Source organism: Microbacterium sp. E-13, assembly GCF_049912955.1.
In the GTDB taxonomy this organism is placed as follows: Bacteria; Actinomycetota; Actinomycetes; order Actinomycetales; family Microbacteriaceae; genus Microbacterium.
This window is the reverse complement of the sequence record NZ_CP183973.1, coordinates 2207999-2231777: the sequence shown is the minus strand read 5'-3', so window position 1 is coordinate 2231777 and position 23779 is coordinate 2207999. Positions and strand designations below refer to the sequence as shown.

Sequence of the window (23779 nt, the reverse complement as noted above, 5' to 3'; positions counted from 1 at the left end):
CAGGTGCGACGGGACCATGGTCCTCCTTCTGCGCGCCCAGCGGGCGGAGTCTCGATACGCCGGCGTGCGCCGGTGTCGGGGATCGACCCCACAGGGAGGTTCGGACATGAGGCGATTGCGGATCCAGATCATCTTCGGCGTTCTCGTCGTGCTGGCGGGCATCCTCCTGCTGCTGGAGGCGACAGGAGTGCTGAGCGTTCCCTCGGTTCTCTGGGCCACGATCCTGGTACTCGCGAGCGCGACGTTCGCCTGGGTCTATGCGGCTGACCGGGCGTCCTGGTGGGCGGCGATACCGAGCGCAGCCCTCCTCGGTGCCGCCATCGTGACCCTCCTGGAAATGGATCCGGGCGGTCCGGGGCAGTGGACAGAGGTCCCGTTCCTCGCCGTGCTCAGCCTCGGGTTCTGGGCCGTGTACCTGCGCGATCCACGCCACTGGTGGGCGCTGATCCCCGCGGGGATGCTCCTGACCGTCTCGGTCGTCACCGGCGTGACCGCCACGATGAGCGGCGCTGTCACCGGAGCGATCTTCCTCACGGGGGCAGCCGTCACGTTCGCACTCGTCGCCGTGCTGCCCGGGGGTGCGTCACGGCGCTGGTGGGCATGGATACCGGCCGGCGTTCTCGCGATCGGAGCCATCGCCGTGCTGCTGCGCGCCGCCGAATGGATCACTCTGCTCAATGCTCTCTGGCCGATGGCCCTGATCGTCGCCGGAGGCATCCTCATCTGGCGGGCACTCGAGCGAAGGCGGATGGAAGATCGGCGAGGACCGAGGAGGCCCGCGGAGTCATCTCCGGAGCAACCTGCTGACAGACCGGCCACCCATGAAGTCTGATTTCGCAAGGGGGTATACCCCGACGTAGCGCCGGGTATCCCATTGCGTGAGGCCGATCAGCCGAGGTGATCGGCGCGCGCGGCGGCGACACGAGAGGCATCAGCATGGACTGGCTGTTCAACGGACTACCCATCCACGCCCTGATCGTCCACTTCGTCGTGGTGGTGGTGCCGCTCGCGGCGTTATGCCTGGTGCTGTCGATGTTCTGGCCCGCAGCGCGTCGACGGCTCGGGATCGTCACACCTCTCGTGGCAGTGGCAGCGCTCATCAGCGTGCCGATTGCGACGCAAGCCGGCGAGGCTTTGGAGGAGCAGGTCAAGGAAACGGTGCTCAGCGAGGCGCACGTGCACATGGGCGAAGACCTCCTGCCCTGGTCCATCGCGGTCTTCGTCGTCGCTGCGCTGCAGTGGGTCTGGTTCCGCTACTTCACGGGCGAGGGCAAGTACGCGGGCCGCATCACGTCGAAGGCCGCGCGCACCGCGATCACTGTGGTGCTCGCCGTCGCCGTGGTCACGGTCGTGCTGGGCTCCATCATCACCGTGATCGTCATCGGCGAATCGGGCGCCAAGGCGGTGTGGGACTCGCGGATCAGCTGATCGCGGCAGCCTCGGCCGCGGGGTGTCGCGCCAGAGCGGCGAACCCCGGTGTGGCGAGAAGCGTCTGATCTTGCAGCACGAGCAGGACGTCGACGTCCGAGGCTTCGGTGAGTTCGTCGACGTGGGCCGATCCCGCCGCCACGAGCGCGGTGGCGAGAACGTCCGCGGTCAGGATGTCCTCAGCGATGACCGTGGCCTGGATGACGTCGCTTTCGCCCAGGGGACGCCAGATGTGATCGCCGCGCTCGGAGAGTCCGGAGGTGGCGATGGCACGGCGCGTGGTGAGCTCGACCGAGAAGAGCAACCTGGTCCGGTCCTGGGGATCGATGATTCCGATGCAGGGGGCGGCGGCCGGTTGCCCGACGACGGCGATGTCACCGCCGACGCCCAGCAGCCCGGAGTGATTCCGGCGGGCGAGCTCGTCGACTGCTCGCTGCATCGCCACCGCCTTGATGGTTCCGGACAGATCGATCGTGCCGTCCGGGCGATGCGGGGTGAACCAGCCGTGTGTGGCGGCGCGCCACTCCACGGCGCGCGCATACTCGTCCCGGACGATCACCGGCGCAACGGCCAGGGTCAGCTGCGCGCGTGCCATCGCACTCATCGGACTGTCCGGCCGGTAGAGGCTGAACACCTCATCGTAGTGATCGAAGATGGCTCGCACCGGTTCCAGGGATGCGGGGCGGTCGAGCGCGATCGACGCGACGGTTCCCATGGTCTCGAACGTCGCACGCATCAGAGCCCTGCTTGGTCGAGTGCGCTCTGCAGGGAGCTGAGGTACGCGCGACTCGTGTAGGTCGCGCCCGACACCATGGTCACCGCGGAAGACTGCGCCTGGAGCACCTTCTCGCGGAGGATCGGCGCGGCACGGTTGCTGATCGCCACAGAGCGGCCATCGTGGTCCGTGAGGTGCACGGCGGTCACATCGGTGATCCGGCCGCCGCTGACCTGCACTTTCACCTGGACGTTCCCGAAGCGGGTCGCAACCGAGTCGCCGGTATAGGTGCCGTCGACGGCGGCGGTGCCGGTCGAGTTCGTTCCCGTCGTCTTGCCGCTCGATTGCGTCGACGAGCCCTGGCCCGATTGATCGGCGTTTGCGCTGCTCGTCGGCGAGGTGGATGTCGACCCGGACGTCTGCGTGGGAAGAGCGCTCGCACCGATCCATCCCGCGATCGCGAGGACCGACGCGGAGGCGAGGATTCCTCCGATGGTGGAGCGGCGGCTCATGAGCTGAACCTCTCTCGATGGATGTCTGCGGGGGCGACGCCCAGTGATCGGAAGCGTCGTTCCGCCGCATCCGCCCAGCCGTCCGGGCCGCAGATGTAGACATCGGTGTCGCCCAGATCGCCGAGCAGGGAAGGCGTCGTCACACCGCGCGCGACGTCGTCAGCGGAAAGCCATCCTTCGACACCGGCCGCTCGGGCGCCGATCGAAGCGAACACACGCTGACCCTGTGTGAGCGCCCAGTCGCGCAGTTCCGGCCAATGGTAGATCTCGTGCCACGTGCTGCCGCGCACGACGACGGTCGCCTCGCCCGGTGCGGCTCGCAACGTGTCGAGCACCGCGCGAATCGGGGTGATCCCGATCCCGGCCGCGACCATCACGACCCGCCGGTGGACGCGCTCCGTCCCGGTGAACAGTCCGAACGGCCCGGAGAAGGCGACGGCGGTGCCGACCGGAAGCGATGCGAGCCGCCGCGTTCCGGCGCCGGCGACCCGAACCGTGATCCGCGCTGAGGACGCCGTCGGCTCCGCCGACAGCGAGAGTGGATGGGCATGCCACCATGTCCCCGGCGTCAGGAACCGCCAGTAGAAGAACTGACCTCCCACGGCGCGGAGTCGGTTCAACGACCGCCCGTTGAGTGTCACGGTGAATGCATCCGGCGCGACCCACTCGACGCCCGCGACGCGGACCCGGTGACGTGCCGACAGGAGGGCCGGGCGCAGCACGCGGAAGTACGCGATCGCACCGAGGGCGGCGACGTACAAGCAGATCCAGTACGCCCGCTGAATGGTGCTGTCGGCGAGCACCCCGCCCTGCGACAGCTGGTGGGGCAGGGCGAGGAGAACGGCGGCGTACGACAGCAGGTGCACGATGTGCCAGGCCTCGTAGGGGAGACGGCGGCGCACGATCACGAGCGACGTCCCGACGACGGCCAGGAAGAGCGCCAGCGACATGTAGGCGATCGCCATGTCGGTGCCCGTGAACAGCGCCACCGTCTCCGAGACGAAGCTCCGGTCATCGGCAAGGCCGTAGCCGACGGTGAGAAGCAGAGCGTGTCCGAGCAGGAGGTACAGGGCCGGCTTGCCGAGCTGCCGGTGGGCGGCCAGCGCACGGTCGTGCCCGACAGCTCGGTCGATGAGCGGAACCCGGGCCGCGAGGATCAACATGATCAGCACGAGGTCGCTGCCCACCAGGCCGGCGAAGATGCCGAGGGCTGTGACCGTCCCCGCTGCAGAGCTGAGATCCATCGTCCCGGTACCGAGGAAGAGTCCGGCCGCGACGGCGGCGGACGTCCAGGCGAGGACGATCAGAAGGTCGGCCCGTCGCACTCGCCGTCTGCGACGGTCTGCGCGGTCATCGGGGGGCCGCGCCACCTGCGCGGGTGGATGAAGCATCGTGGTCGTCATCGTGAGTCCCTTCCTCACACTGACGATCGGGGGCTTCGCTATGCAGCGCCTTGGAGCAGGCACTGTCGAACATGAGAGAACTCTCGTGATCGCTCAACGCAGGGGAATGGTGACGGATGCTCGGAACCCGCCGGAGGTGTTCTCCAGGGTCACGGTCCCTCCCGCGGAGCGCGCGAGTGCGTCGACGAGCGCCAGTCCGAGCCCGCTCCCCGGCGCCGTTGCCGTTGACTCCCGACTGAACCGTTCGAGCGCCCGCGTGCGGAACTCCTCCGACATGCCCGGCCCGTCGTCTTCCACTGTCAACCGAAGAGTCCGCCCTTCGACCGACAGCATCGCGGCGACGGTCCCGCCCGCTCCGGCGGCATGCACCGCGTTGCTGAGCAGATTGCGCGTCAAGCGCCCGAACGACACCCCGTCCATCGCCACCGTGGCGCTCACGTCCGCGACGTCGCTCGACTGGTCCATCGTCACGTCCCGCGCACCGGGGTCCAGGCGCACGTCGTCAATCGCCGAGAGGAACGCTGATCGTATCGTTGCGATGGATGCCGTCGCGGGTTCCGTCCGCTCATCGAGGCGTGCCAGCTCCAGCAGGTTGGAGGCCAGGTCGCTCAACCGAGCGACCGAGTGCTCGGCTCGGCGCACCTCCTCTGCGGCAGCATCCGGATCCTGCAGGTGCGTGCGTACCAGGCCCAGTTGCGCACTCAGGCCGGCGAGCGGTGTGCGCAGCTCATGCGCCGCATCGGAGACCATTCGACGCTCGCGTTCGCGCATCACATCTATCGGCCGCAGGGCTGCGCGCACGAAGAAGCCCGCCGCGATCGCGAACAGCGCCACCAGGAGTGCGCCGCCCACGACGAAGAGCGTGTCGACCGTCGTCAGCGTCGATGAGATAGCGGTGACATCCCGCGCTGCCCACACCGACATGCCACGGGGAAGCCCCTCGTCCGTGGACGCGACCAGCCAGGTCTGATCATCGCCGGAGACCTGGAAAGTGCCGCCCACATCGTGATCGTCGATCGCCGTCGCCACCGTTGGTGGCATCGTGTCCACGATCGCCTCACCCGAGGCGTCACGCACGAGTATCAGCGAGTCCGCGGTCGATGGGGCCGGCCGATCGCCGTCGGGCTCGTGCTCCCGAACCTCGGCGACGTATGCCGAGAGGTCCGCCGTAACGAGCTGCGTGTTCGTCTGGAGCAACTCGCCGGCGATGACCCACCTTCCGGCGATCAGTGCGGCCGCGATCGCCATCGCCGCGAACGCGGTCGCGCCTATCACGAGCCGCCATCGAACGCTGAGCCGGCTCACGCGCCGTCGATCCGGAGTGAGTATCCCTGTCCCCGCACGGTCTCTATGCGTGCCGACGCCCCGGCCCCGGCCAGTTTGCGGCGCAAGTAGCCGATGTACTGGTCGACCACGGCCGCGTCGACGTGCCGGGTTCCCCAGACATCGTCCAGAGCCATCTCGCGAGTCACCGTCTCCTCGGGCTGGGAAGCCAGCAGACGCAGCAACTGGAACTCCCGCCCGGTCAGCGAGATGGCTGTTCCGGCAGCTTCCGCGCGATCGGAATCGAGGTGCAGGACGACGTCACCGGCACGCAGATCGGTCTGCCCCAGCGTCTGGTGGCGTCGCACCAGCGCGCGCAGGCGCGCCGCGAGTTCAGGGAACGCGAACGGCTTCGTCAGATAGTCGTCAGCCCCGGAATCCAGCCCGCGCACCCGGTCCTCAACGGCGTCGCGGGCGGTGAGCATCAGGATCGGCATCCGGTCGCCCCGCTCGCGCAACCGGCGGCACACTTCGAACCCGTCCATCTCGGGCAGCATCACGTCTATGGCCGCGACATCGAAAGAGCGGGCGGATGCTGCGATCAGCGCGTCGACGCCCGTGCCGGCGAGCACCACCTCGTACCCGTCGGCGCGCACCGCGCGGGCGACCGCGTCCGCGATCACCGGGTCGTCCTCGACGAGCAGGAGCTTCGGCCCCGCCACATGAGGTTCGTCAGCATGCACGCCCACGCGACCAACCTAGAACCACTACGTCGCGATCGCGCTGTCGCCGCCCGCGCGTGGCCACGTGATCAGCGTGCGCCAGGTGCGGGGATCGGGTTCGGATCCGGGATCGCTCAGGTAGCTCTCCCACATGACGTCGCCCGGGGTCCAGCCCCGGGCGGCGAAGAATCGCTCGATATCGGTGTATGTCGACGCCATGGTCTCGTACGGGCCGACGTGGACCGCCTCGACGACCTGACCGCCGGGCAACGTTCCCGCCGCGACCTCGCCATCGGCCGCTACGGGCGCAGCGACGGGGAATCCGGCTTCGACGTCGACAGTGGTGCCGGGCATACCGTAGTACTTGCCGAACGGCGGTCCGGAGGGCTGAAGCCCCTGGGCCGTCAAGACTCGAATCGTCTCCGAGAGGGCGTGCGAGAAGAATTCGGTCAGTGCGTGCATCGGAACCGTTCTGCGCATGCCCGCGGTGAGCGTCTCGGCGCGCTCTGCTACTTCGATTTCAGCAGTCATCCTGTACTCCTTCGTGGTCATTCGGCGTCGAGCCGTCCGGACGGTCGCGGTATCCGTCCCCAGGCTCAATGAGGCCGCATCTCCCCAGGCGGCATGAGGTCGTTGGTCCCGTGGCCTTCCGCCCCGCCGCGTGGCGACGGGACCTTCGGCACGTCCGTCCGCAAGCGGCTGAGAGACGGTGGGGCAATGAGCGAACAGACCACCACGGATGCCTCGACCGTCGCGCGCCGCCCTCGGCCGATGGCTATGCATGCGGACGAGAACATCGCCGGCGAGGTCGCACGTGAGCCGGCGACAGCACACCCGATCTGGCCATTGGTCGCGTCCGTCATCGTCGCGGCCCTTGTCGTCTTCGCCAGCATCGTCGGCCTCGTCGCGCCGTGGCCTTACGAGCAGGAGACAGAGAACTGGGTGCTGCAGGCCTGGGGGCAGGATGTCGGGAACATCGTTGCCGCCGTCTTGCTCGTCGCGGGTGCTCTGGGGGCCTGGCGCGGTTCCCTGCGCGCGCGCCAGCTGTGGATCGGTACGCTGTTCTACTTCCTCTACGCGTATGCCATCTACGCCTTCGCGGTTCACTTCGGCCGTCTGTTCTCCGTCTACGTGACCGTACTCGGCCTCGCTTTCTGGACGCTCGTCGCAGTGCTGTCGGAACGGGCCCGGCTCCTCGCTTCCCCGTCTCGCCGGGTTTGCACGTTCGCGGCGTCCGTTCTGATCGGGACGGGCGCTCTGTTCGCTCTGCTCTGGCTGAGCGAGCTCATCCCCGCGACGTTGTCGGGACGACCCCCGAGCAGCCTCGAGACCGCTGGACTGGTGACGAACCCGATCTACGTGATCGATCTCGCGATCGTCCTGCCGGGAATGATCATCGTCGGGATAGGGGCCCTGCGAGCCAGCGCACGGGAGCTATCTTTCGTGCTGCCGGCGTTGACGTTCTGCGTGCTGATGGGATCGAGCGTCATCGCCGCCAGCTTGCTCATGGTGGTACGCGGTGACACAAGCGGGGTCGCGCCGCTCGTGGCAGTGACGGTGGTCGTAGGGCTCAGCCTCTGGGCCGCCGTCAGCTGGATCCGTCAGGGGAGGCGAGCGCCCCTCGCCTCTGCCTGACCGACCTGACAGTTGCCGGCGCACCTGCCCCAGGACCGTGCCCAAGCCGACCGTCAGCCGGGTTGGCCGATCTGGACGGGGCCGACCCGGTACGGCCGCATCATCTCGTTGTCTTCGTGCTCGACGATGTGGCAGTGCCATACATACTGTCCAGGCGTGTCGAAGCCGATGCGCAGCCGGATCACTTCACCCGGGTACGCGACCACGGTGTCTTTGGCACCGCTCTCCCACAGCTCAGGCGGTCTGCCGGTTCCGGGAATCAGCTGGATGGTGCCCGTCTCATCGTCGATGGCGATCGCCTGGCGATCGACGACCACGAAGGCGACCTCGTGCACGTGCACGGGGTGCGCGTCGCCCGTCGTGTTGTACACCTCCCAGATCTCGACATCGCCCTGATCGGGGTTCTCGGTCACTGCGTCCGCCCAGGCATGCGGAGTGTAGGCCGCGGGACCGGCTCCGGGATCGCCGAAGACCGTACCGAGAAGCGCCTCTGCAGGTGCGTCCGGGAAGAACTCGGACATTCGCTCGATCAGCGCGACCCGTCGGGTCCTCGTCGCGGGTGGCTGTGGGGCCAGGGCGGGAAGCAGGAGGAATGGGGGAGGCGTCGAGGGATCCGCTTCGCGAGCGGGTCTGACCCGGAACTGAAGTATCCGACCGGTCGTATCGGGATCGGCCGTGTCGAAGTCGTCCGGTGGCTCGCCTCCGGCGAAGGGCTCGTCGGGTCCGACGTTTGCGAGGACGTGGTCGCCCACGGGGGTGTTTGTGAAGTCCAGGATGAGGTCGGCCCGTTCGGCGGGGCTCAAAAGCAGCCGGTTACCGTTGTCCGCGGTGAGGTTGACGGCTGCCGAGAGCAGCCCGCCGTCGTTGCCGATCGCCCACGCCTCGACGCCGGGAATACCGCTGAAGTCGAGGATGAGGAACCGCGACTGGCAGCCGTTGAGCACGCGGAATCGGTATCGGCACTGTTCGACGGCGAGGAATGGCCAGGTACTGCCGTTGACGATGATCATGTTGCCGAAGAACTCCGGGTTCCAGATCGGTGCGACGTCGGTCTCGGGCAAGTACGGGCCGGTCACGCCGTCGAAGAAGGCCCTCGAATCGGGATAGAACAATGACCCGTCATCGTTGAACGCCCGGTCCTGGATCGCGACGGGAATTTCGCGGTAGTTCTTGTTCGGCGGGAACTTGTCACCCTCGCGCGGCGCGGGACCGGGCAACACCGCTGTCTTGCCGGTGCGGCTGTCGAGCACCGCCTGATCGCCGCCCGGTCCGCCGCGGAGGATGAAGAATCCCGCCGGCCCGGCATAGACGTTGAGTCGTGTCATTCCGAGTGCATGGTCGTGGTACCACGTGGTGGCGGCTCGGCCCGAGTCGGGGTACTGGAACGTCGCTGAGCCCGGCTCCCATTCGACACCGAATCGGGCGGCTGCCTTTCCGGCGAAGAAGTCGTACCAGGTGCCCGCGGTCGCGTATTCCTCCGGGATGTTCGACGCCGCCGGGAGGTACCAGGCCTCCGCGTATCCGTCGCTCTCGTCGCCGACGTCGAGCGCGCCGTGGACGTGCGTGACGATCGGCACGGGTCCGGTGTACCGCTCCGGCGCGCTGCCATGGACCGGCCTCGAGTCCCGCCCATCACGACCACCGGCCGGGTTCGCCCAGTGGAGGGTGGGGTCGACGGGCAGAAGATGCGCGAGGTAGGCGCCGCTCGGGTCGACCAGACGGTTCCGCCACGTGACGCGCACCGGTCGGTCTACGCGGGCCTCGATCGTCAGCGAAGGCGCGTGGTGCAGCATCAGCGCCCGGTCTCCTCGGGCGGCGATCGGTCCGTATCCCCACACCGTCGTCGGCGGCATCCCCGCGGGAAGCACTTGCTGGGAGAACTGCTCGACGGAGATCTCGTACACGTCGATGGGCTTGCCGCCGCGATTGGTGAGCGTGCCTGCGCGCGGCATGACCGGCGGGATCAGCAGAGGCGTGACGAACTGGGCCACGAGTGCGGGATCCAGCGTGCTCCCCGGGACGGCGGTCGCGCTCACCGGCAGTCGAAACCGCACATCGCCGATCCGCCCCACGAAGGCGAGCGCCACCCCTGCTCCGCCGCTGATGCGGAGGAAGTCGCGGCGCGACATCGTCCCCATGCCCCCACTCCCTCCCACGCGAGCAGGTGACCTCTCCCCGGCCACACGCTACGCCCGCCCCGGAGGCCGGGCAAGGTCCACCCACCGGGGGAGGACGATGACGATGTCGTCGCGCATGGTGGTGGCCGAGTTCGTGGCGCGGTAGTCGCCGTACCTCTGGTAGACCCGAGCACCCTAGTTGCCATCGCGAACGAGGCCGAGGACCACGGGGGATGACGGATCATCGGCTTCGAAGGCGACCCAGACCTCGGTTCCGACTTCCGGAAGCTGCACCGCTCCGGCGAAGGGAACGACGACGGAAGCCCATACCGGCTCATCGCCGACGCTGGGGACGGTGACGCCGACTCGACCGAGTTCGGCGGGGTCCGAGTCATCCGAGACGATCGCGCGGTAGATCGACATGCGATCAGTATGGTGCCGCGGGGCGTCCGGCGGACACCTGCTCGATCTTTCGCCCTGACCCGATCCGAACGGGCGGACGTGGTCACCCTCCGGATCGAGCCGCGCCTTCCGAAGACGTCGTGATGCCGCGCGAGCCGGCCTGCGGTTTCGCCGCGGGACAGCCCTACTGCAGCGGGCTGGTGAAGAAGCTGTTGCCGCTGCGCGACGTGCCAGGCCGTAGCCATCCTCGACGCCCTCCTTCGTGCGTGCGCCGCAGTCTCTGCTGGATTGCGGGCGACGCACGCCCATCGACGCGGTGATTCCGCTGGTGTACCCGGGTGGTCAGGACGTGCCGACCGCAGCGGTGGCCCGCTGGAGGCATTGCAGCGTCGCGAGGGCGGCGAGCGTCGACTCGGCTCCGCGGTTGTCGTTGCGGCTCGTGGGGGTGAGGCCGTCGTAGCCGGCACCCGTCGCAGCGTCGAAAAGCGGTATGCCGACGTCATTGCGGCCCTCGAACCAGTCCCACGCAGCACGCAGCGGCACCAGCCAGCCATCGTCGCCGGTGGCCTCGATTGCGCGGGCGCACGCCTGAGCGAGAGCCCCGGCCTCGATCGGCTGCTGGTCGAAGGCCGGCCGGGCGTCCCCCGGACCGCGTCCACCGACCGGCGTGAGCGACAGATGCCCGTCGGAGGCGGTCTCGATGGACACCAGGACGCGCAGCAACGAGGCGCCTCGATCGATCAGTGCGTCATCGCCCAGGGCGTGACCCGCGGCGATGAGCGCCTCCGGAAGGACGGCGTTGGCGTAACGCAGCCGGGGCTCCGGCCATCGCCAGCCCGATCGGGCCGGCCGGTGCGCCGCGATCGCGTCGACGGCATCGATCAGCAGGACGCGGGCGGCGGCATCCGTCCCTTCCCCGTCCACCAGCTCGGCGGCGCCCAGCGCAGCGAAGCAACGCGCACGCAGCCAGGGCGATCGCGCGCCCGCCGCCCGCACGAAAGCGTCGGCGGCTCGGCGCCGCACCGACCCCCGGCCCGACCGACGCGCGGCGACGCCCAGCCCCCAGACGGCGCGTCCCCACCAGTCGCCGACGTCGGGCTCGTCGACCCAGTCGCCGGCCGGGCTCATGCGGTTGTGCACCCGGCCGTCCGCCTCGACGGCCGACTCCACGAAACGCAGGTAGCAGTCGGTCAGTGCGGCGGCGGCAGCGGATCGGCCGTCCTCCCGCGCGGTGACGGCCAGGCCCCGTGCGACATCGTCGACGCAATAGCCCAGCTCGCGTCGGGGTTCGTCTCCGCGGGCGTGTTCGAACAGCCCCCGCTCGTCGGTCATGGCGCGGAGGTGGGCCAACGGCAGCGCTTCCGGGGTCACGCGGCTCGCTCCGCGCGCAGCCGCTCGGCGAGCTCGAAGTAGCGGTCTGCGACCTCGGCCCACGTCGGACCCGAGCCGTCACGCCGAGAGGCCCGGCAGTCGTCGCCGAGGCGCAGCATCCGTTCGATCCCTGCTGCCATCGCGTGCAGGTCATCGTGCGGCACGGCCACTCCCGCCGGGCCGTGGAGCGTCTCGACGGCATGGGGGAACGCGGTCGCGACGACCGGGACTCCGGCCGCGACCGCCTCGGCGAGCACGCCGGAGGTGGCCTGCTCCCTCGAGTCGTACGGCAGCAGCACGACGTCGGCGGCGCCCAGGAGCACGGCGAGATCTTCCGGGGAGAGATATTCGTTGATGAATCGGACGGATGCCTCGACCCCGAGGTCGCGCGCGAGGTCGAGCAAGGAGTCCCGGTACGCCTCGCCGCTGTGTGCGAGCACCTTCGGGTGGGTCTGCCCGGCGATGACGTACGACGCGTCGAGACCGCGCTCCCGCAGCGCCCGGAAAGCGCGGAGGCCCCTCTCCAGTCCCTTGCCCGGCGCGATGAGGCCCCAGGTCAGGATCACCGCGGAGGGTCCGCGCCGATGGACGGAATGGCGGGGCAGGACCGCAGCGCCGTGCGGAATGACGTACACCTTCGCGCCGTCGACGCGGAAGTGCGTGAGCAGGGTCTCGCGCGCCCGCTCCGTCATGACCACGGCGGCCGCGGACGACGCGACGACCCGTTCCAGCACGCGCCGCTGACCCGGGCTCGGCTGATGGAGAAGGGTGTGCAGCACCGTGATGACCGGCACGCGCAGCGCGTCGAGCACGGCGAGCACCTCCGCGCCGTCGACACCGCCGTAGATGCCGTACTCGTGCTGCACGATGACGGCGTCGCAGCGGTTGAGCACCCGCGCCGCGGCGGCGTGGCTGCCGGTGTCGCCGGCCCTGAGGGTCGCGGCGATCGGCACGCCGGGGTCATCGGCCGAATCCGGCGACTCGCCCGCGTCGAGCACGCGCACGACGACCGGCAGCGCCGATGGCGAGCGGGTCATCGCCACGGCGAGCGACTGCGTGAACGTCGCCAGGCCGCATCGCGTCGGCGGGTACGTCGACAGGAATCCGAATCGCATTGCTTCCTCCCTCACGATGCGCGGGCGCGCAACGTCTGGCGAGGGTTCCGAGCGACGACGTCTCGGTAGACGTCGAGGTAGGCGTCGACCATCCGATCGGCGTCGAAGCGTTCGCGGGCACGTGCGCGAACCCGGCCGCGGTCGAGCGTCACGGCCGCGTCGACCGCACGCGCCGCACGCACGATGCGGTCCTCGGTACGCGGATCGACGAGGATGCCCGTCACACCGGGATCGATCACCTCGGGCATCGCGCCGCGCGCGTAGGCCACGACGGGTGTTCCGCAGGCCATCGCCTCGGCGACCGAGAGCCCGAACGGCTCGTCGAAGTGGACGGGATGCAGCAGCGCGGCCGCGCCGCCCAGCACCATCGGCCGCTCTGCGGCGGTCACCGACCCCACGTACACCACCCGGTCGTCGTCGATCCGAGGCATCACCAATTCCCGGAAGTACGCCTCGTCCTGGATGATCCCGCAGAGGATGAGGCGCCGTCCGGTCTGCCGGGCGATGTCGATCGCATCGACGATGCCCTTGTCGGGATGCATGCGTCCGAACACGACGAGGTCCTCGCCGCCGAGGCCCAGCGGCAGTGCGTCGACATCCACGCCGTGGGGGATGGTGGCGGCGTAGCGCACGCCAGGCGCGCGATCCGCGTCCGAGATCGACACGAAGGCGGAACGAGACCGCTCGTAGGCGGGGAGGATGCCGGGCGCGGAGAACCCGTGCACCGTCGTCACGAGAGGGGCTCGCCACTGCGCGTCGAACGCCAGGGGTAGCCAGTCGAGGTGGTTGTGCACGAGGTCGACACCGGAAGATCCCTCGAGGGCGTGGGCGACGTGCAGCGCCTCCCACACCCGACCGTCCATCGCGGGATCCTCGGTATACCCGTGCGGCGCCACCGCATCGAGCCGCGCCGACGTGATCGAGTCCGCTGTCGCGAAGAGCGTCACGTCGATGCCGCGGCGGACCAGCCTCTCCGTCAGCATCGAGGCGACTAGTTCCCAGGGACCGTAGTGCACCGGTGGCGTGCGCCACGCGATCGGAGCCAGCATCCCGATCCGCAGGCCGTCCAGGTCCTCCGGAGCGCGGTCCGGCCCCGTCGTCGAGGGTGCGCTCATGGTCTCCTCCCTTCCGGCCGTGGGCTGCGCAGAACGTAAGGCGGCTTTCCGGGACGCGCCGGGGGCTTGACAACGGCGCGGAATCAGCGCACGCGGCCGCCGCCCGTGGGGAGCACGCGTGCCCGCCGTTCCCACACCGCGGCGGCCGATGCAACCCCCTGGGCGAACGGGCGTGCGGGCGTAGCCTTCACGGGAGGTTCTGAGGGGCGGCACTTCGATGAGTACTCCTTCCGCCCTCGTCGCCGACCGCTACCGACTGGTCAAGATGCTCGGAGCGGGCGGGATGGGCGTCGTGTGGCAGGCGTGGGACACACGTCTGCGACGCCCCGTCGCGCTCAAGATGCTGCGTACACAGCCCGAGCTCACCGACGCCGAGCGGCAGGTGGCGACCGACCGCGCGATGCGGGAGGCGCAGATCACGGCGGGCCTGCACCATGCCCATGCGGTCACCGTCTTCGACGTCGTGGAGCATGACGGGCAGCCCTGCATCGTGATGCAGCTGATCGAGTCCACGACGCTGTCGGAGCTCCTCAAGGAGCACGGCTCCTTCACCCCCGCCGAGACGGCGCGGATCGGTCAGCAGGTGGCGTCGGCGCTCGCGGCGGCCCACGCTCTCAAGATCGTCCACCGCGACGTCAAGCCGGGCAACATCCTCATCGCGGGTGACGGCTCAGCCCTGATCAGCGACTTCGGGATCTCGCACGCGCTGGGCGACGCGACGATCACTGCCACGGGAATGATCCACGGCACCCCGGCGTCCCTGGCACCCGAGGTCGCTCGCGGCCTGCCCACGAGCTTCGCCTCCGACGTCTACTCGCTGGGTTCCACGCTGTACGCCCTGCTCGAAGGCGAGCCGCCCTTCGGCACCGGCAAGAACGCGATCGCGCTGCTGCACCGGGTGGCGAAGGGCGGCCACACGGCGCCGCAGCACGCGGGGTCCCTGGCTCCGCTCCTCGAGACGATGCTCGCCTCCGATCCGAAGCGCCGGCCGACGATGGCGTCCGTGGCGGACGCGCTCAGGAATGCGGCGGATGCCGAGGCCGGCGCCCCGGACGCCGCCGCAGGGCTCGTGGCGCTCGGGTTCGACCCCGCCTCCGTCGGCGATGGGCCGGAGAGCATGGCGGATTCGCAGGAGCCCGCTGATCCGGGAGCTACCGAACCGTACGACGTCGATGCCGCAACAGAGGACATCGGGGCGACGACCGTCGCCTTCGATCAGCCGCCGCGCCCGCAGGCGCCGACCGCCGAGACGGAGCGTCTGGGTGAGCCGGAATCCCCCGCGGCCGGGGGTTCCTCCGTGTCGCTGCCCGCCTGGGTCGCACAGGATCCGCCGGCTGAGGCCTCCGCGCCGCCACGTCGGCGTCGCGGGTGGCTCGCAGCCGTGATCCTGATCGTGGTCGCGCTCGGCGTCGGTGCGGCGCTGCTCCTCAACGCCCTGCAAGGGCCGGCCCCCGAAGAGGCCGCGCCGACGCCCGCGCAGACGTCTGAGGCGGGCGAGGCCCAGGAGACGCCGGGGCCCGAGCCGGCGGCACCGGCACCGGCACCCTCCTCGGCAGAGCCCGAGTCGACGCCGGCGCCGACGCCCACGCCGACGGCCGCGACCGCCGAGCAGCGGGTGACGGAGGCGATCGCCGGGTACTACGCCCTGATGCCGGCCGCTCGCGACGAGGCGTGGCCGCTCATGACCGCCGACTACCAGGAGAACCATGCCGGGGGCCGCGGCGGCTACGAGGCGTTCTGGTCGACGATCTCGGACGTCTCGGTCTCCGATGTCTCCGCCACCGGCCCCGACAGCGGGCAGGCCACGCTCACGTACCACTTCGCCGACGGGCGGGTCGTGGAGGAGGTGACGGCCTACCGGCTGGTGGACGAGGGAGGGATCCTCAAGATCGCCGCGACGGACGTGCTGAGCAGCCGCGAACTCTGAGGCGGACGGCCCGCCGCGACCAGCCGTCAGAGCGCCGAGTCGGCGATGACCTCGGCGGCGGCATCCGTCCCCAACGCGTAGTAGTCGGGGTTGTCGTCGCTGTGGGCCAGCAGCATCAGCACGACGGCGGCGGCCCACGCGTGCGCGCGGCGCCAGGTGGCGACGTCGTAGCGACGGCCGCAGGCCCATCGGAAGCGGCCCCTGCCTGCGGCGTCGAACGCGAGCCACGCCACCCCGAGGTCATACGCGGGGTCGCCCGCGGTGACATCGCCGAAGTCGATGATTCCGGCGAGAGCACCGTCGTGCGACACGAGATTGCCTGGGTGCAGGTCGCCGTGGATCCAGACGGGAGGGTGGCTCCACTCCGCCGCGGAAAGACCTCGGCGCCAGACGTGCTCGAGCGAGGCCGCCGACGACGCGTCGAGCGCACCCGCTTCTCGGAGCGCGGAGAGGCGCTCTGCGAACGCCCCCGCGCGTGTGGCGAGTGCCCGGCCGCGGACCGGGTTCACAGGATGATCCGCGGGCGCCTCGACGTGAAGGGCGCCGAGCGCGGCGGCGAGGGTCTCTGCCCATGCGCTCCGGTCGTGGCGCGGGACATCCATGCCCCGATCGCCGTCGATCCACGGCACGACCGACCACGCCCACGGGTAGCCCGCCGCCGGCGTGCCAGCCAGGACGGGCGCCGGCACGCGCACACCGACGGAGACGAGCCGCTCGGCGATGCCGGGGAGCACGAGCTGCTCGTGCCGGACGAGAGGGGCGGCGAGAGCCCGGCGGGGGAGCCGGACGGCATGCGCGGTGCCGAGCCGCCACACTTCGCTGTCCCACCCTTCCGCCGCCTTTTCGAGGGGAAGCGCGGCGGCGTCCGGGATCACACGCGTCGCCTGGGCCGCCAGCAGCGCGCGCACCAGTTCGGCGTCGATCTCCACGTCGGCGGCGGGCTTGTCCGGCACCGTTCAAAGATACTCGGTTGCGTTTGTGTGGGACTGTGTTGTATCGTGTGGGAATTCCCACCGAAGGGTTGCAGTCATGTACGCGACGGAGCGCCACGAGCAGATCGAGCTGCTGCTCGCTGCACAGAGCCGCGTGAGCGTGGGTGAACTGGCCGAGCGCTTCGACGTCACCACCGAGACGATCCGTCGCGACCTGGGCCAGCTCGAGTCGGCGGGCGCACTGCGCCGCGTGCACGGCGGAGCAGTCGTCCGCGAACGGGCCAGCACCCGCGAGCCCTCGCTCGAAGAGCGCCTCCGTCACCACGGCAACGCCAAGGCCGCGATCGGCCGACGCGCCCTCGATGCTCTCGGCGACGACTTCAGCGGCTCCCTCTTCCTCGATGCGGGCACCACGACAGCGGCCATCGCCGCGGCCCTCATCCCGCGCCTGGCCGGCGCCCGCATCGAGGTCGTCACGCACTCGCTCGCACTGGGTCACTCGCTCGCCGCCGCCCCCGGCGCCTCGCTCTCGCTCGTCGGGGGCCGCGTTCGCGGCCTGACCGCCGCCGCTGTCGGCGCCGACACCGTCCGCGCGATCGGCGAGCTCCGTCCCGATGTCGCGTTCGTCGGCACGAACGGCGTGTCGGCGAGGTTCGGCTTCAGCACCCCTGACCCTGACGAGGCCGCCGTCAAGCGCGCGATCGTCGCGTCGGCGCGACGAGTGGTCGTCGTCGCCGACGCCGAGAAGCTCGGCGCCGAGCTGCTCGTCGGGTTCGCGTCCCTGTCGGACGTCGACATCCTCGTGACGGATGCCGCCCCCGACGCCGAACTGGCGGCCGCGCTCGCGGACGCCGATGTGGAGGTCTGGCTCGCATGATCGTGACGCTCACCGCCAATCCGTCGCTCGACCGCACCGTGACGCTGCCGGCGCCCCTGCAGGTCGGGGACGTGCAGAGCGTGGTCTCGGCGCGGGAGGACGCCGGTGGCAAGGGCATCAACGTGGCGCGCGTCCTCACCGCGGCGGGGGAGGAGAGCACCGCCGTGCTCCCGCTCGCGCCCCATGACCCCTTCGACGCCGCACTGCAGGCAGCGGGGCTGCACGCGCACCGCGTGCCGATCCGCGGCCACGTGCGAGCGAACATCGCGATCACCGACCCCGCCGGCACCACCACGAAGCTCAACATGCCCGGCGCGACGCTCTCGCCCGACGAGACGTCCGCCGTGATCGACGCGGTGGTGGCGGCATCCGTCGGCGCACGATGGCTGGTGCTCGCCGGGTCGTTGCCGCCCGGCGTAGGCGACGACTTCTACGTGCGCATCGTCCACCGCGTCCGGGCGGCGCTCGGCGCGTCTGCGCCGCTCATCGCCGTCGACACCTCGGGAGCGGCGTTGGCGGCGGTCGTCGCCGACGGCGCGCCCGACCTCATCAAGCCGAACGATGACGAGCTGTCCGAACTGGCCGGCATCGCGCTGAACGGCGGCGGTGCGGCCGCGGTGCTCGACGTCGCGCGCGCGCTGGTCCCGTCCCGCGTCGGCGCGGCACTCGTCACCCTCGGCGCCAGCGGTGCGGTGCTCGTCGACGCGGAGGGTGCGTGGCTGGCGACGCCGCCGCCCATCCAGGTCGTCAGCACCGTGGGCGCCGGCGACAGCTCCCTCGCCGGCTACGTGCTCGCCGCCACCCGGGGCGGCGACGCCGAGGCGCGCCTGCGTCTGGCCGTCCAGTACGGCGCGGCCGCGGCATCCCTTCCCGGAACGCAGGCGCCGACGCCCGCAGATCTTCCCACCGGCGACGTGCCCGTCACCCGCCTCGTCTAGCTCACCACCCACCACCCACGACCGCAGGAGGTCATCGTGTCCGACACCATCACCCCGGGCTTGGTCAGCCTCGACGCCCCGCTGGGCGCCGACAAGGCCGCCGTCATCCGATCCCTCGCCGAACGCGTGGTCGCGCAGGGTCGCGCGACCGACGCGGAGGCACTGTTCGCCGACGCCTGGGCTCGCGAGCAGAAGGACGAGACCGGGCTTCCCGGTGGCATCGCGATCCCGCACGCCAAGAGCGGCGCCGTCACGACGCCGTCGCTGGCCTTCGCACGCCTGAAGCCGGGCGTGGACTTCGGCGCACCCGACGGCGCGGCCGACCTGGTGTTCCTCATCGCCGCCCCCGCCGACGCCGCCGAGGCGCACCTCGCGGTGCTCTCGAAGCTCGCCCGCAGCCTCATGCAGGACGACTTCACGTCGGGCCTGCGAGCGGCCACGACGGACGAGGAGGTGGTGGCGATCGTGCAGGCGGCCATCGGGGAGAGGGATGCCGCGCCCGCGAGCGCCCCCGCGGCCGCGCCCGCGGCCGCCGCCGTCACGCCCCCGGTAGCCTCCGGGCTCGTGGTCGACGGCCGGCCGGCTCGCGTCGTCGCCGTCACGGCCTGCGCCACGGGCATCGCCCACACCTTCATGGCCGCCGACGCGCTCACCGCGGCCGGCAAGAAGGCCGGCATCGACCTGGTCGTCGAGCCGCAAGGCTCCAGCGGCTACCAGGCGCTGCCGGCCGATGTCATCCGCGACGCCGACGCCGTGATCTTCGCGACCGACGTCGACGTTCGCGAGCCGCAGCGCTTCGCGGGAAAGCCGGTTGTCCGCTCCGGAGTGAAACGCGGCATCGAGCAGCCCGACCAGCTCATCGCGGAGGCGGTCTCGGCGGCCAACGACCCCCGGTCGGCCCGCGTCGGTGGCGAGGCTGCCGCTGCGGCTGCCGCTCCCGCCGAGACGATGTCGTGGGGCGCACGCATCCAGCGCATCCTCCTCACCGGTGTCAGCTACATGATCCCGTTCGTCGCGGGCGGCGGTCTGCTCATCGCCCTCGGCTTCGCGATCGGCGGCGTCAACGTCAACGCCGACAACCAGGCGTTCAAGGTGATCGTCGACAACGCGCTGTGGGATCTGCCCGCGGGCGGTCTCGGCCAGTATCTGGGGTCCGTGCTGTTCGTGATCGGCGCGACCTCGATGGGCTTCCTGGTCTCGGCGCTGGCCGGCTACATCGCCTTCGCCATCGCGGATCGGCCGGGCATCGCGCCGGGCTTCGTCGCCGGTGCGGTGGCCGTGCTCATGAACGCCGGCTTCATCGGCGGCATCATCGGCGGTCTGCTGGCAGGCTTCGTCGCCTGGTGGATCGGGCGGCTCAACGCCCCGCGCTGGCTGCGGGGACTCATGCCCGTCGTGATCATCCCGCTCGTGGCGTCGATCGTCGCCTCGGGCCTGATGATCCTCTTCCTCGGTCGGCCGATCGCCACCCTGATGACCGGTCTCAACTCCTGGCTCACCGACCTCGCTGCCACCGACGCCATCGTCTTGGTCGGGGTCATCCTCGGACTCATGATGTGCTTCGACCTGGGCGGCCCGGTGAACAAGGTGGCCTACGCGTTCGCCGTCGCGGGCCTAGCCTCGGCGTCCCAGGAGAACACGACGCCCTACCTCATCATGGCCGCGGTCATGACCGCCGGCATGGTCCCGCCCCTCGCGATGGCTCTGGCGTCGACGGTGCTGGCCCGCAACATGTTCCCGCCCGTCGAGCGCGAGAACGGCAAGGCGGCGTGGCTGCTCGGCGCGGCTTTCATTAGCGAGGGCGCGATCCCGTTCGCCGCCGCCGACCCGCTGCGCGTCATCCCGTCCATGATGCTGGGCGGCGCGGTCACGGGCGCGTTGAGCATGGCGTTCGCGGTCGAGTCGCTCGCCCCCCACGGCGGTATCTTCGTGCTGTTCGCGATCAACCCCATCTGGGGCTTCCTCGTCGCCCTCGCGGCCGGGACGATCGTGTCGGCTCTCGCGGTCATCGCTCTCAAGAAGTGGGTGGGGCGCAAGGAGCTCGAAGAGGCCGAGGCCGTCGCAATGGCCGAACCCGTGGCGGCCTGAGGCCCTCGTCAGACAGAATCGGAAGGTCGGCACGTCGACGTCCGACGCAGACAGGAGAGAACAATGGCAGAACGTCAGGCCACCATCGCCAGCAGCTCGGGACTCCACGCGCGCCCCGCGAAGCTCTTCGTGCAGGCCGTGCAGGCGCAGTCCGTTCCCGTCACGATCGCCGTGGACGGCGGCCCCGACCTCAACGCCGGAAGCATCCTGTCGCTGATGGGCCTCGGCGCCTCGCAGGGCACCGTGGTGACGTTGAAGGCGGAAGGCGACGGCGCCGACGAGGCGCTCGACGCTCTGGTCACCCTTCTCGAGACAGACCTCGACGCGCAGTAGGCGCAGGAGAAGACGGATGCCGCAGGCCTCGCGCCTGCGGCATCCGTCTTCCGTTTCCGAGCCGGAAGCCGGTCGGGTCAGACGTCGGTGCCCTCTCCCGGGTCGAGGGTCACGAGCTCTCCGCCGCCCTGTTCCGCCGCCCAGCCCAGGCGCATGCGCCCGTTATCCCGGCCGGCGACCGAGAGCGTCATGTCGTGGGTGCCGAACACGCGCCGCGGCGCGACGGCGAGCACGAAGTCCATGGCCTCGCCGATCTTCAGCCAGGGGGCGCCGACGGGGGCGGCGAGCAGTTTGACCGTGCGTCCCTCGGGGACGTCGTAGGAGTCGCCGGGGTAGTAGAAGTCGTCGTTGACGAGAACGCCGACGTTGTCGATGACCGGGATCGATTCGTGGATCACCGCGTGCCGGCCGCCGAAGAACTCCAGCCGGAACGGCTCCGCCTCGACGACGTCGCCGGGACGCACCACGGTGATGTCGTATTCCGGGGCGGCCTTGGCGACCCCCTCGGGGCCGAAGATCGGAATGCCCGGGAAGGTGCCGAGGATGCGGTCCAGGTGGCCGGGCGTCCAGTGATCGGGATGCTCGTGCGTGATGACGATAGCGACGACGCTCTCGAGCTCGCCGAGCGGGGCGGTGTACGACCCGGGGTCTATCACGAGCGTACTGCCGGTGTCGACCAGGGTCAGGGTGGCGTGCTCGAACTTGGTGACTCGCATGCGTCGAGTCAAGCGCTCCACGTTCTTGCGGGCAAGCCGACGCCGCCGCCGCTGCACCGATTTGGAGCGGGCATGAGCGCCGTGGCATAATCGAACGGTTGCCTGAACGGCCCCATCGTATAGCGGCCTAGTACGCCGCCCTCTCACGGCGGTAACGCGGGTTCGAATCCCGCTGGGGTCACCAGTCAGGCAACAACGTCGCGGCATCGACCGCGGCGCGCTGTGCGGCCCCATCGTATAGCGGCCTAGTACGCCGCCCTCTCACGGCGGTAACGCGGGTTCGAATCCCGCTGGGGTCACCACGACGAGAAGCCCCCGGTCGACGACCGGGGGCTTCTCGCATGCCGCGGGCTGTCCGAACGGCGCTTTCCTCAGTCTCGAGCATCGTCGACGGATGCTGCCGCGCGGGTCGCCGCATCCGTTCGACGACTGCGGCGCCCGCGCACGAGCCGGACGACTCCCCACACGACGAGCGCGGCCACGGCGGCCACCGCGAGCCAGGGGAGGAGGAAGCCGATCGCGATCACGATGCCGTTGAGCGTTGCGACGAGTCCGTTCCACCCCGCGGCGAGGCCGTCGCCGAAGCCGGCGGGGTCAGCGGTGACCGGTTCGACGTTCGGCACCACCGTCACCGAGAGCGTCGACATGGCGACCTGGTCGTCGAGCATCTCCAGCTGCTGCTGGTACGACTCGAGCAGTGCCTGCCGCTCCGAGAGTGCCGCTTCGGCGGCGATCAGGTCGGCCACGCTCTGCGCCTGGCCCATGAGCTCGGTGAGGCGGTCCACCGAGGCCTGGGCGGCGTCGATCCGCGCCTCGAGGTCCACCGTCTGCTGGGTGACGTCCTGGCGCGAGAGATTCGTCGCCGTCACCTCGCCGACGTCAGCGAGCTCGTCGACCACGCCCTGCAGCTGATCGGCCGGCACACGCACCGTGATCCACGCGCCGTCGGTGGGCTTCGGGTACGGGTACGGCATCGAGTCGTACGTCACCCCGCCGTCCGCGGGCGACACCGGATAGACAGTTCCGTCGCTGCCGATGCTCATCGACTCCACGTAGCCGCCGTGCGCGACGGCCGAGTTCGCGATGGCACGGGCTGCAGCATCCACCTCGTCCACGCTCACCGTGGCGGAGGCGGTCGAGATGATGTCGCGGTTCGCCTCGGCGGCGCCGCCGACGACGGCGGCGCCGCCGTCGGTCTCACCGGTCGCGGCGTCCGGGGCGACGGTGAGCGGGCCCGACTCGCGTCCGTCCGTGACGGCCGAGTCGGACGAGCTGGAGCCCGCCCCGGAATCGGCGGGCGCGAGCGGCGCGACGGCCGACTCGTCGGAGGCGCCGCCCGCGCCGCCCACGATCGTGCCCACGGACGGTGCGATGACAGCTGCGACCGCGATGACGGCCGCCGCGGCGCCGCCGGCTATCCACAGGCGGCCGCGACGCCTGCGGCGTGCAGACTGCCGGCCGCGCTCGGCGGCGATGTCGGCGAAGAGGGCGTCCTCGATCTCGTCGATGCGCTGCGCGCTCAGCTCGGGAAGCGCCGGGAGCTCGTGGCCCGGAACCTGCGTGTTCATGTGCTCTCCTTCACGACTGTCCGCAGTCGCGTGCGGATCCGGGAGAGACGATTGCGGACGACTCCGTGTGCGACACCCAGTTCGTCGGCGGCTGCCTGGTAGGCGTAACCCTCGGCGGCGCAGAGCCGGAAGATGGCACGGTCGAGGTCGCCGAGTCCCGACACCTCGCGAAGTATCGCTTCGGCCAGTCCCTCGTCGATCACCTGCTGCTCGACGTCGACGGTCGAGGGCAGCGTCTCGTCGGCGGCTGCCGCCGTGTGCTCGCGGTCGCGCCGCTGGCGTCGCACGCGGTTCGCCGACTGGAAGCGGCAGATCGTGGCGAGCCAGGGCAGCAGCGAGTCGCTCGCGAGGTCGAGGCCCGGGAGCTTCCGCCACGCGACGAGGAAGGTCTCCTGGGTGACCTCCTCGGCATCGGCCGGGTTGCCGACGAGGCCGTGCGCGAGCCAGTAGACGGGCCGCACATACGCGCGGTACAGGTCGCGGAACGCGCGCTCGCTACCGCCCGCAGCCAATGCCACGAGCTCGGCGTCGCCCACGGCCCCGCCCGACACGTCGTCGCCCGTCATCCCCATCCTCCGAATTGTCTCTCACCGTGTCAGTGT

The 23779-nt window shown here is 70.4% G+C and carries 23 protein-coding genes and 2 tRNA genes; 10 read left to right on the top strand and 15 right to left on the bottom strand.

The genetic code is table 11. The annotated features are described in order from the left end of the window. Positions 1 to 106 precede the first annotated feature (106 nt). Both ACN9MP_RS10210 and ACN9MP_RS10205 read left to right on the top strand, forming a co-directional pair. Entirely contained in the window at positions 107 to 832 is a 726-nt protein-coding gene (locus ACN9MP_RS10210; RefSeq protein WP_426319886.1) for a hypothetical protein, read from the top strand. A 104-nt stretch (positions 833 to 936) separates the two neighbouring features. Beyond that, a complete protein-coding gene (locus tag ACN9MP_RS10205) occupies positions 937 to 1428 on the top strand; it encodes a DUF2231 domain-containing protein (protein ID WP_426319884.1) in 492 nt (163 codons plus the stop codon). Here ACN9MP_RS10205 and ACN9MP_RS10200 read toward each other — a convergent pair. From ACN9MP_RS10200 to ACN9MP_RS10175, 6 genes are all read right to left on the bottom strand, one after another. Next, a complete protein-coding gene (locus ACN9MP_RS10200) occupies positions 1421 to 2164 on the bottom strand; it encodes an FAD:protein FMN transferase (RefSeq protein WP_426319882.1) in 744 nt (247 codons plus the stop codon). The two genes, ACN9MP_RS10205 and ACN9MP_RS10200, sit on opposite strands and share 8 nt — an antisense overlap. Continuing rightward, positions 2164 to 2655, bottom strand: a complete 492-nt coding sequence (locus tag ACN9MP_RS10195) for an FMN-binding protein (protein WP_426319880.1) — start codon at positions 2653 to 2655, stop codon at positions 2164 to 2166. Before ACN9MP_RS10195 ends, ACN9MP_RS10200 begins: the two co-directional genes overlap by 1 nt. After that, positions 2652 to 4058: a ferredoxin reductase family protein gene (locus ACN9MP_RS10190; RefSeq protein ID WP_426319879.1), complete on the bottom strand. Its 1407-nt coding sequence runs from the start codon at positions 4056 to 4058 to the stop codon at positions 2652 to 2654. The genes ACN9MP_RS10195 and ACN9MP_RS10190 overlap by 4 nt, the downstream gene beginning before the upstream one ends. A gap of 93 nt (positions 4059 to 4151) precedes the next feature. Further along, a complete protein-coding gene (locus ACN9MP_RS10185; RefSeq protein WP_426319877.1) occupies positions 4152 to 5363 on the bottom strand; it encodes a sensor histidine kinase in 1212 nt (403 codons plus the stop codon). Continuing rightward, the gene (locus ACN9MP_RS10180; protein ID WP_426319876.1) at positions 5360 to 6070 is read right to left on the bottom strand and encodes a response regulator transcription factor; all 711 of its coding nucleotides are present in this window, start codon (positions 6068 to 6070) and stop codon (positions 5360 to 5362) included. The genes ACN9MP_RS10185 and ACN9MP_RS10180 overlap by 4 nt, the downstream gene beginning before the upstream one ends. A gap of 18 nt (positions 6071 to 6088) precedes the next feature. Next, complete coding sequence (locus ACN9MP_RS10175) at positions 6089 to 6574, bottom strand: GyrI-like domain-containing protein (protein ID WP_426319874.1); 486 nt, start codon at positions 6572 to 6574, stop codon at positions 6089 to 6091. A gap of 186 nt (positions 6575 to 6760) precedes the next feature. Here ACN9MP_RS10175 and ACN9MP_RS10170 point away from each other — a divergent pair, with 186 nt between their 5' ends. After that, positions 6761 to 7678, top strand: a complete 918-nt coding sequence (locus ACN9MP_RS10170) for a hypothetical protein (protein WP_426319872.1) — start codon at positions 6761 to 6763, stop codon at positions 7676 to 7678. Positions 7679 to 7731: 53 nt separating this feature from the next. On the opposite strand, the gene ACN9MP_RS10165 is transcribed toward ACN9MP_RS10170, so the two are convergent. The 5 genes from ACN9MP_RS10165 to ACN9MP_RS10145 all read right to left on the bottom strand — a co-directional run bounded on the left by ACN9MP_RS10165 (position 7732) and on the right by ACN9MP_RS10145 (position 13798). Then, entirely contained in the window at positions 7732 to 9816 is a 2085-nt protein-coding gene (locus ACN9MP_RS10165) for a multicopper oxidase family protein (RefSeq protein WP_426319870.1), read from the bottom strand. Between the two features lie 174 nt (positions 9817 to 9990). Further along, positions 9991 to 10218, bottom strand: a complete 228-nt coding sequence (locus ACN9MP_RS10160; protein WP_426319869.1) for a phage baseplate assembly protein V — start codon at positions 10216 to 10218, stop codon at positions 9991 to 9993. A 321-nt stretch (positions 10219 to 10539) separates the two neighbouring features. Next, positions 10540 to 11568 carry a glycosyltransferase gene (locus ACN9MP_RS10155; RefSeq protein WP_426319867.1) on the bottom strand — a complete coding sequence of 343 codons (1029 nt, stop codon included), beginning with the start codon at positions 11566 to 11568 and terminating at the stop codon, positions 10540 to 10542. Next, positions 11565 to 12683: a glycosyltransferase gene (locus tag ACN9MP_RS10150; RefSeq protein WP_426319865.1), complete on the bottom strand. Its 1119-nt coding sequence runs from the start codon at positions 12681 to 12683 to the stop codon at positions 11565 to 11567. The genes ACN9MP_RS10155 and ACN9MP_RS10150 overlap by 4 nt, the downstream gene beginning before the upstream one ends. Before the next feature lie 11 nt (positions 12684 to 12694). Beyond that, entirely contained in the window at positions 12695 to 13798 is a 1104-nt protein-coding gene (locus ACN9MP_RS10145; protein WP_426319863.1) for a glycosyltransferase family 4 protein, read from the bottom strand. 217 nt (positions 13799 to 14015) lie between these two features. Here ACN9MP_RS10145 and ACN9MP_RS10140 point away from each other — a divergent pair, with 217 nt between their 5' ends. After that, a complete protein-coding gene (locus ACN9MP_RS10140; protein ID WP_426319862.1) occupies positions 14016 to 15725 on the top strand; it encodes a serine/threonine-protein kinase in 1710 nt (569 codons plus the stop codon). Between the two features lie 26 nt (positions 15726 to 15751). Here ACN9MP_RS10140 and ACN9MP_RS10135 read toward each other — a convergent pair whose 3' ends face one another. Further along, positions 15752 to 16678, bottom strand: coding sequence for an aminoglycoside phosphotransferase family protein (locus ACN9MP_RS10135; protein ID WP_426319860.1), 927 nt, complete (start codon positions 16676 to 16678; stop codon positions 15752 to 15754). A gap of 76 nt (positions 16679 to 16754) precedes the next feature. Here ACN9MP_RS10135 and ACN9MP_RS10130 point away from each other — a divergent pair, with 76 nt between their 5' ends. The 4 genes from ACN9MP_RS10130 to ACN9MP_RS10115 all read left to right on the top strand — a co-directional run bounded on the left by ACN9MP_RS10130 (position 16755) and on the right by ACN9MP_RS10115 (position 20893). Then, the gene (locus ACN9MP_RS10130) at positions 16755 to 17534 is read left to right on the top strand and encodes a DeoR/GlpR family DNA-binding transcription regulator (RefSeq protein ID WP_426319858.1); all 780 of its coding nucleotides are present in this window, start codon (positions 16755 to 16757) and stop codon (positions 17532 to 17534) included. Further along, positions 17531 to 18472 (top strand): 1-phosphofructokinase, encoded by a 942-nt coding sequence (gene pfkB / locus ACN9MP_RS10125; protein ID WP_426319856.1) that lies wholly within the window; start codon positions 17531 to 17533, stop codon positions 18470 to 18472. Before ACN9MP_RS10130 ends, pfkB begins: the two co-directional genes overlap by 4 nt. Before the next feature lie 36 nt (positions 18473 to 18508). After that, positions 18509 to 20560 carry a PTS fructose transporter subunit IIABC gene (locus ACN9MP_RS10120; RefSeq protein WP_426319854.1) on the top strand — a complete coding sequence of 684 codons (2052 nt, stop codon included), beginning with the start codon at positions 18509 to 18511 and terminating at the stop codon, positions 20558 to 20560. Positions 20561 to 20623: 63 nt separating this feature from the next. Continuing rightward, positions 20624 to 20893: an HPr family phosphocarrier protein gene (locus ACN9MP_RS10115; RefSeq protein ID WP_426319852.1), complete on the top strand. Its 270-nt coding sequence runs from the start codon at positions 20624 to 20626 to the stop codon at positions 20891 to 20893. Between the two features lie 77 nt (positions 20894 to 20970). On the opposite strand, the gene ACN9MP_RS10110 is transcribed toward ACN9MP_RS10115, so the two are convergent. Then, on the bottom strand, positions 20971 to 21609 hold the full coding sequence (locus ACN9MP_RS10110; protein WP_426319850.1) for an MBL fold metallo-hydrolase: 639 nt from the start codon (positions 21607 to 21609) through the stop codon (positions 20971 to 20973). Positions 21610 to 21717: 108 nt separating this feature from the next. On the opposite strand from ACN9MP_RS10110, the gene ACN9MP_RS10105 reads away from it, so the two are divergent. Both ACN9MP_RS10105 and ACN9MP_RS10100 read left to right on the top strand, forming a co-directional pair. Then, positions 21718 to 21793: transfer RNA gene (locus ACN9MP_RS10105), tRNA-Glu, on the top strand. A 42-nt stretch (positions 21794 to 21835) separates the two neighbouring features. After that, positions 21836 to 21911 (top strand) — tRNA-Glu (locus tag ACN9MP_RS10100). 69 nt (positions 21912 to 21980) lie between these two features. Here ACN9MP_RS10100 and ACN9MP_RS10095 read toward each other — a convergent pair. Both ACN9MP_RS10095 and ACN9MP_RS10090 read right to left on the bottom strand, forming a co-directional pair. Further along, complete coding sequence (locus tag ACN9MP_RS10095; RefSeq protein ID WP_426319849.1) at positions 21981 to 23177, bottom strand: DUF4349 domain-containing protein; 1197 nt, start codon at positions 23175 to 23177, stop codon at positions 21981 to 21983. Continuing rightward, positions 23174 to 23743, bottom strand: coding sequence for an RNA polymerase sigma factor (locus tag ACN9MP_RS10090; protein WP_426319847.1), 570 nt, complete (start codon positions 23741 to 23743; stop codon positions 23174 to 23176). Before ACN9MP_RS10090 ends, ACN9MP_RS10095 begins: the two co-directional genes overlap by 4 nt. Positions 23744 to 23779 lie beyond the last annotated feature (36 nt).

Coding starts and splice junctions, on each gene's coding strand:
- ACN9MP_RS10150 (WP_426319865.1), bottom strand. CDS start 12,683: ATGCGATTCGGATTCCTGTCGACGTACCCGCCGACGCGATGCGGCCTG.
- ACN9MP_RS10110 (WP_426319850.1), bottom strand. CDS start 21,609: ATGCGAGTCACCAAGTTCGAGCACGCCACCCTGACCCTGGTCGACACC.
- ACN9MP_RS10090 (WP_426319847.1), bottom strand. CDS start 23,743: ATGACGGGCGACGACGTGTCGGGCGGGGCCGTGGGCGACGCCGAGCTC.
- ACN9MP_RS10175 (WP_426319874.1), bottom strand. CDS start 6,574: ATGACTGCTGAAATCGAAGTAGCAGAGCGCGCCGAGACGCTCACCGCG.
- ACN9MP_RS10115 (WP_426319852.1), top strand. CDS start 20,624: ATGGCAGAACGTCAGGCCACCATCGCCAGCAGCTCGGGACTCCACGCG.
- ACN9MP_RS10210 (WP_426319886.1), top strand. CDS start 107: ATGAGGCGATTGCGGATCCAGATCATCTTCGGCGTTCTCGTCGTGCTG.
- ACN9MP_RS10145 (WP_426319863.1), bottom strand. CDS start 13,798: ATGAGCGCACCCTCGACGACGGGGCCGGACCGCGCTCCGGAGGACCTG.
- ACN9MP_RS10095 (WP_426319849.1), bottom strand. CDS start 23,177: ATGAACACGCAGGTTCCGGGCCACGAGCTCCCGGCGCTTCCCGAGCTG.
- ACN9MP_RS10195 (WP_426319880.1), bottom strand. CDS start 2,655: ATGAGCCGCCGCTCCACCATCGGAGGAATCCTCGCCTCCGCGTCGGTC.
- ACN9MP_RS10190 (WP_426319879.1), bottom strand. CDS start 4,058: ATGACGACCACGATGCTTCATCCACCCGCGCAGGTGGCGCGGCCCCCC.
- ACN9MP_RS10200 (WP_426319882.1), bottom strand. CDS start 2,164: ATGCGTGCGACGTTCGAGACCATGGGAACCGTCGCGTCGATCGCGCTC.
- ACN9MP_RS10205 (WP_426319884.1), top strand. CDS start 937: ATGGACTGGCTGTTCAACGGACTACCCATCCACGCCCTGATCGTCCAC.
- ACN9MP_RS10160 (WP_426319869.1), bottom strand. CDS start 10,218: ATGTCGATCTACCGCGCGATCGTCTCGGATGACTCGGACCCCGCCGAA.
- ACN9MP_RS10130 (WP_426319858.1), top strand. CDS start 16,755: ATGTACGCGACGGAGCGCCACGAGCAGATCGAGCTGCTGCTCGCTGCA.
- ACN9MP_RS10140 (WP_426319862.1), top strand. CDS start 14,016: ATGAGTACTCCTTCCGCCCTCGTCGCCGACCGCTACCGACTGGTCAAG.
- pfkB (WP_426319856.1), top strand. CDS start 17,531: ATGATCGTGACGCTCACCGCCAATCCGTCGCTCGACCGCACCGTGACG.
- ACN9MP_RS10170 (WP_426319872.1), top strand. CDS start 6,761: ATGAGCGAACAGACCACCACGGATGCCTCGACCGTCGCGCGCCGCCCT.
- ACN9MP_RS10165 (WP_426319870.1), bottom strand. CDS start 9,816: ATGGGGACGATGTCGCGCCGCGACTTCCTCCGCATCAGCGGCGGAGCA.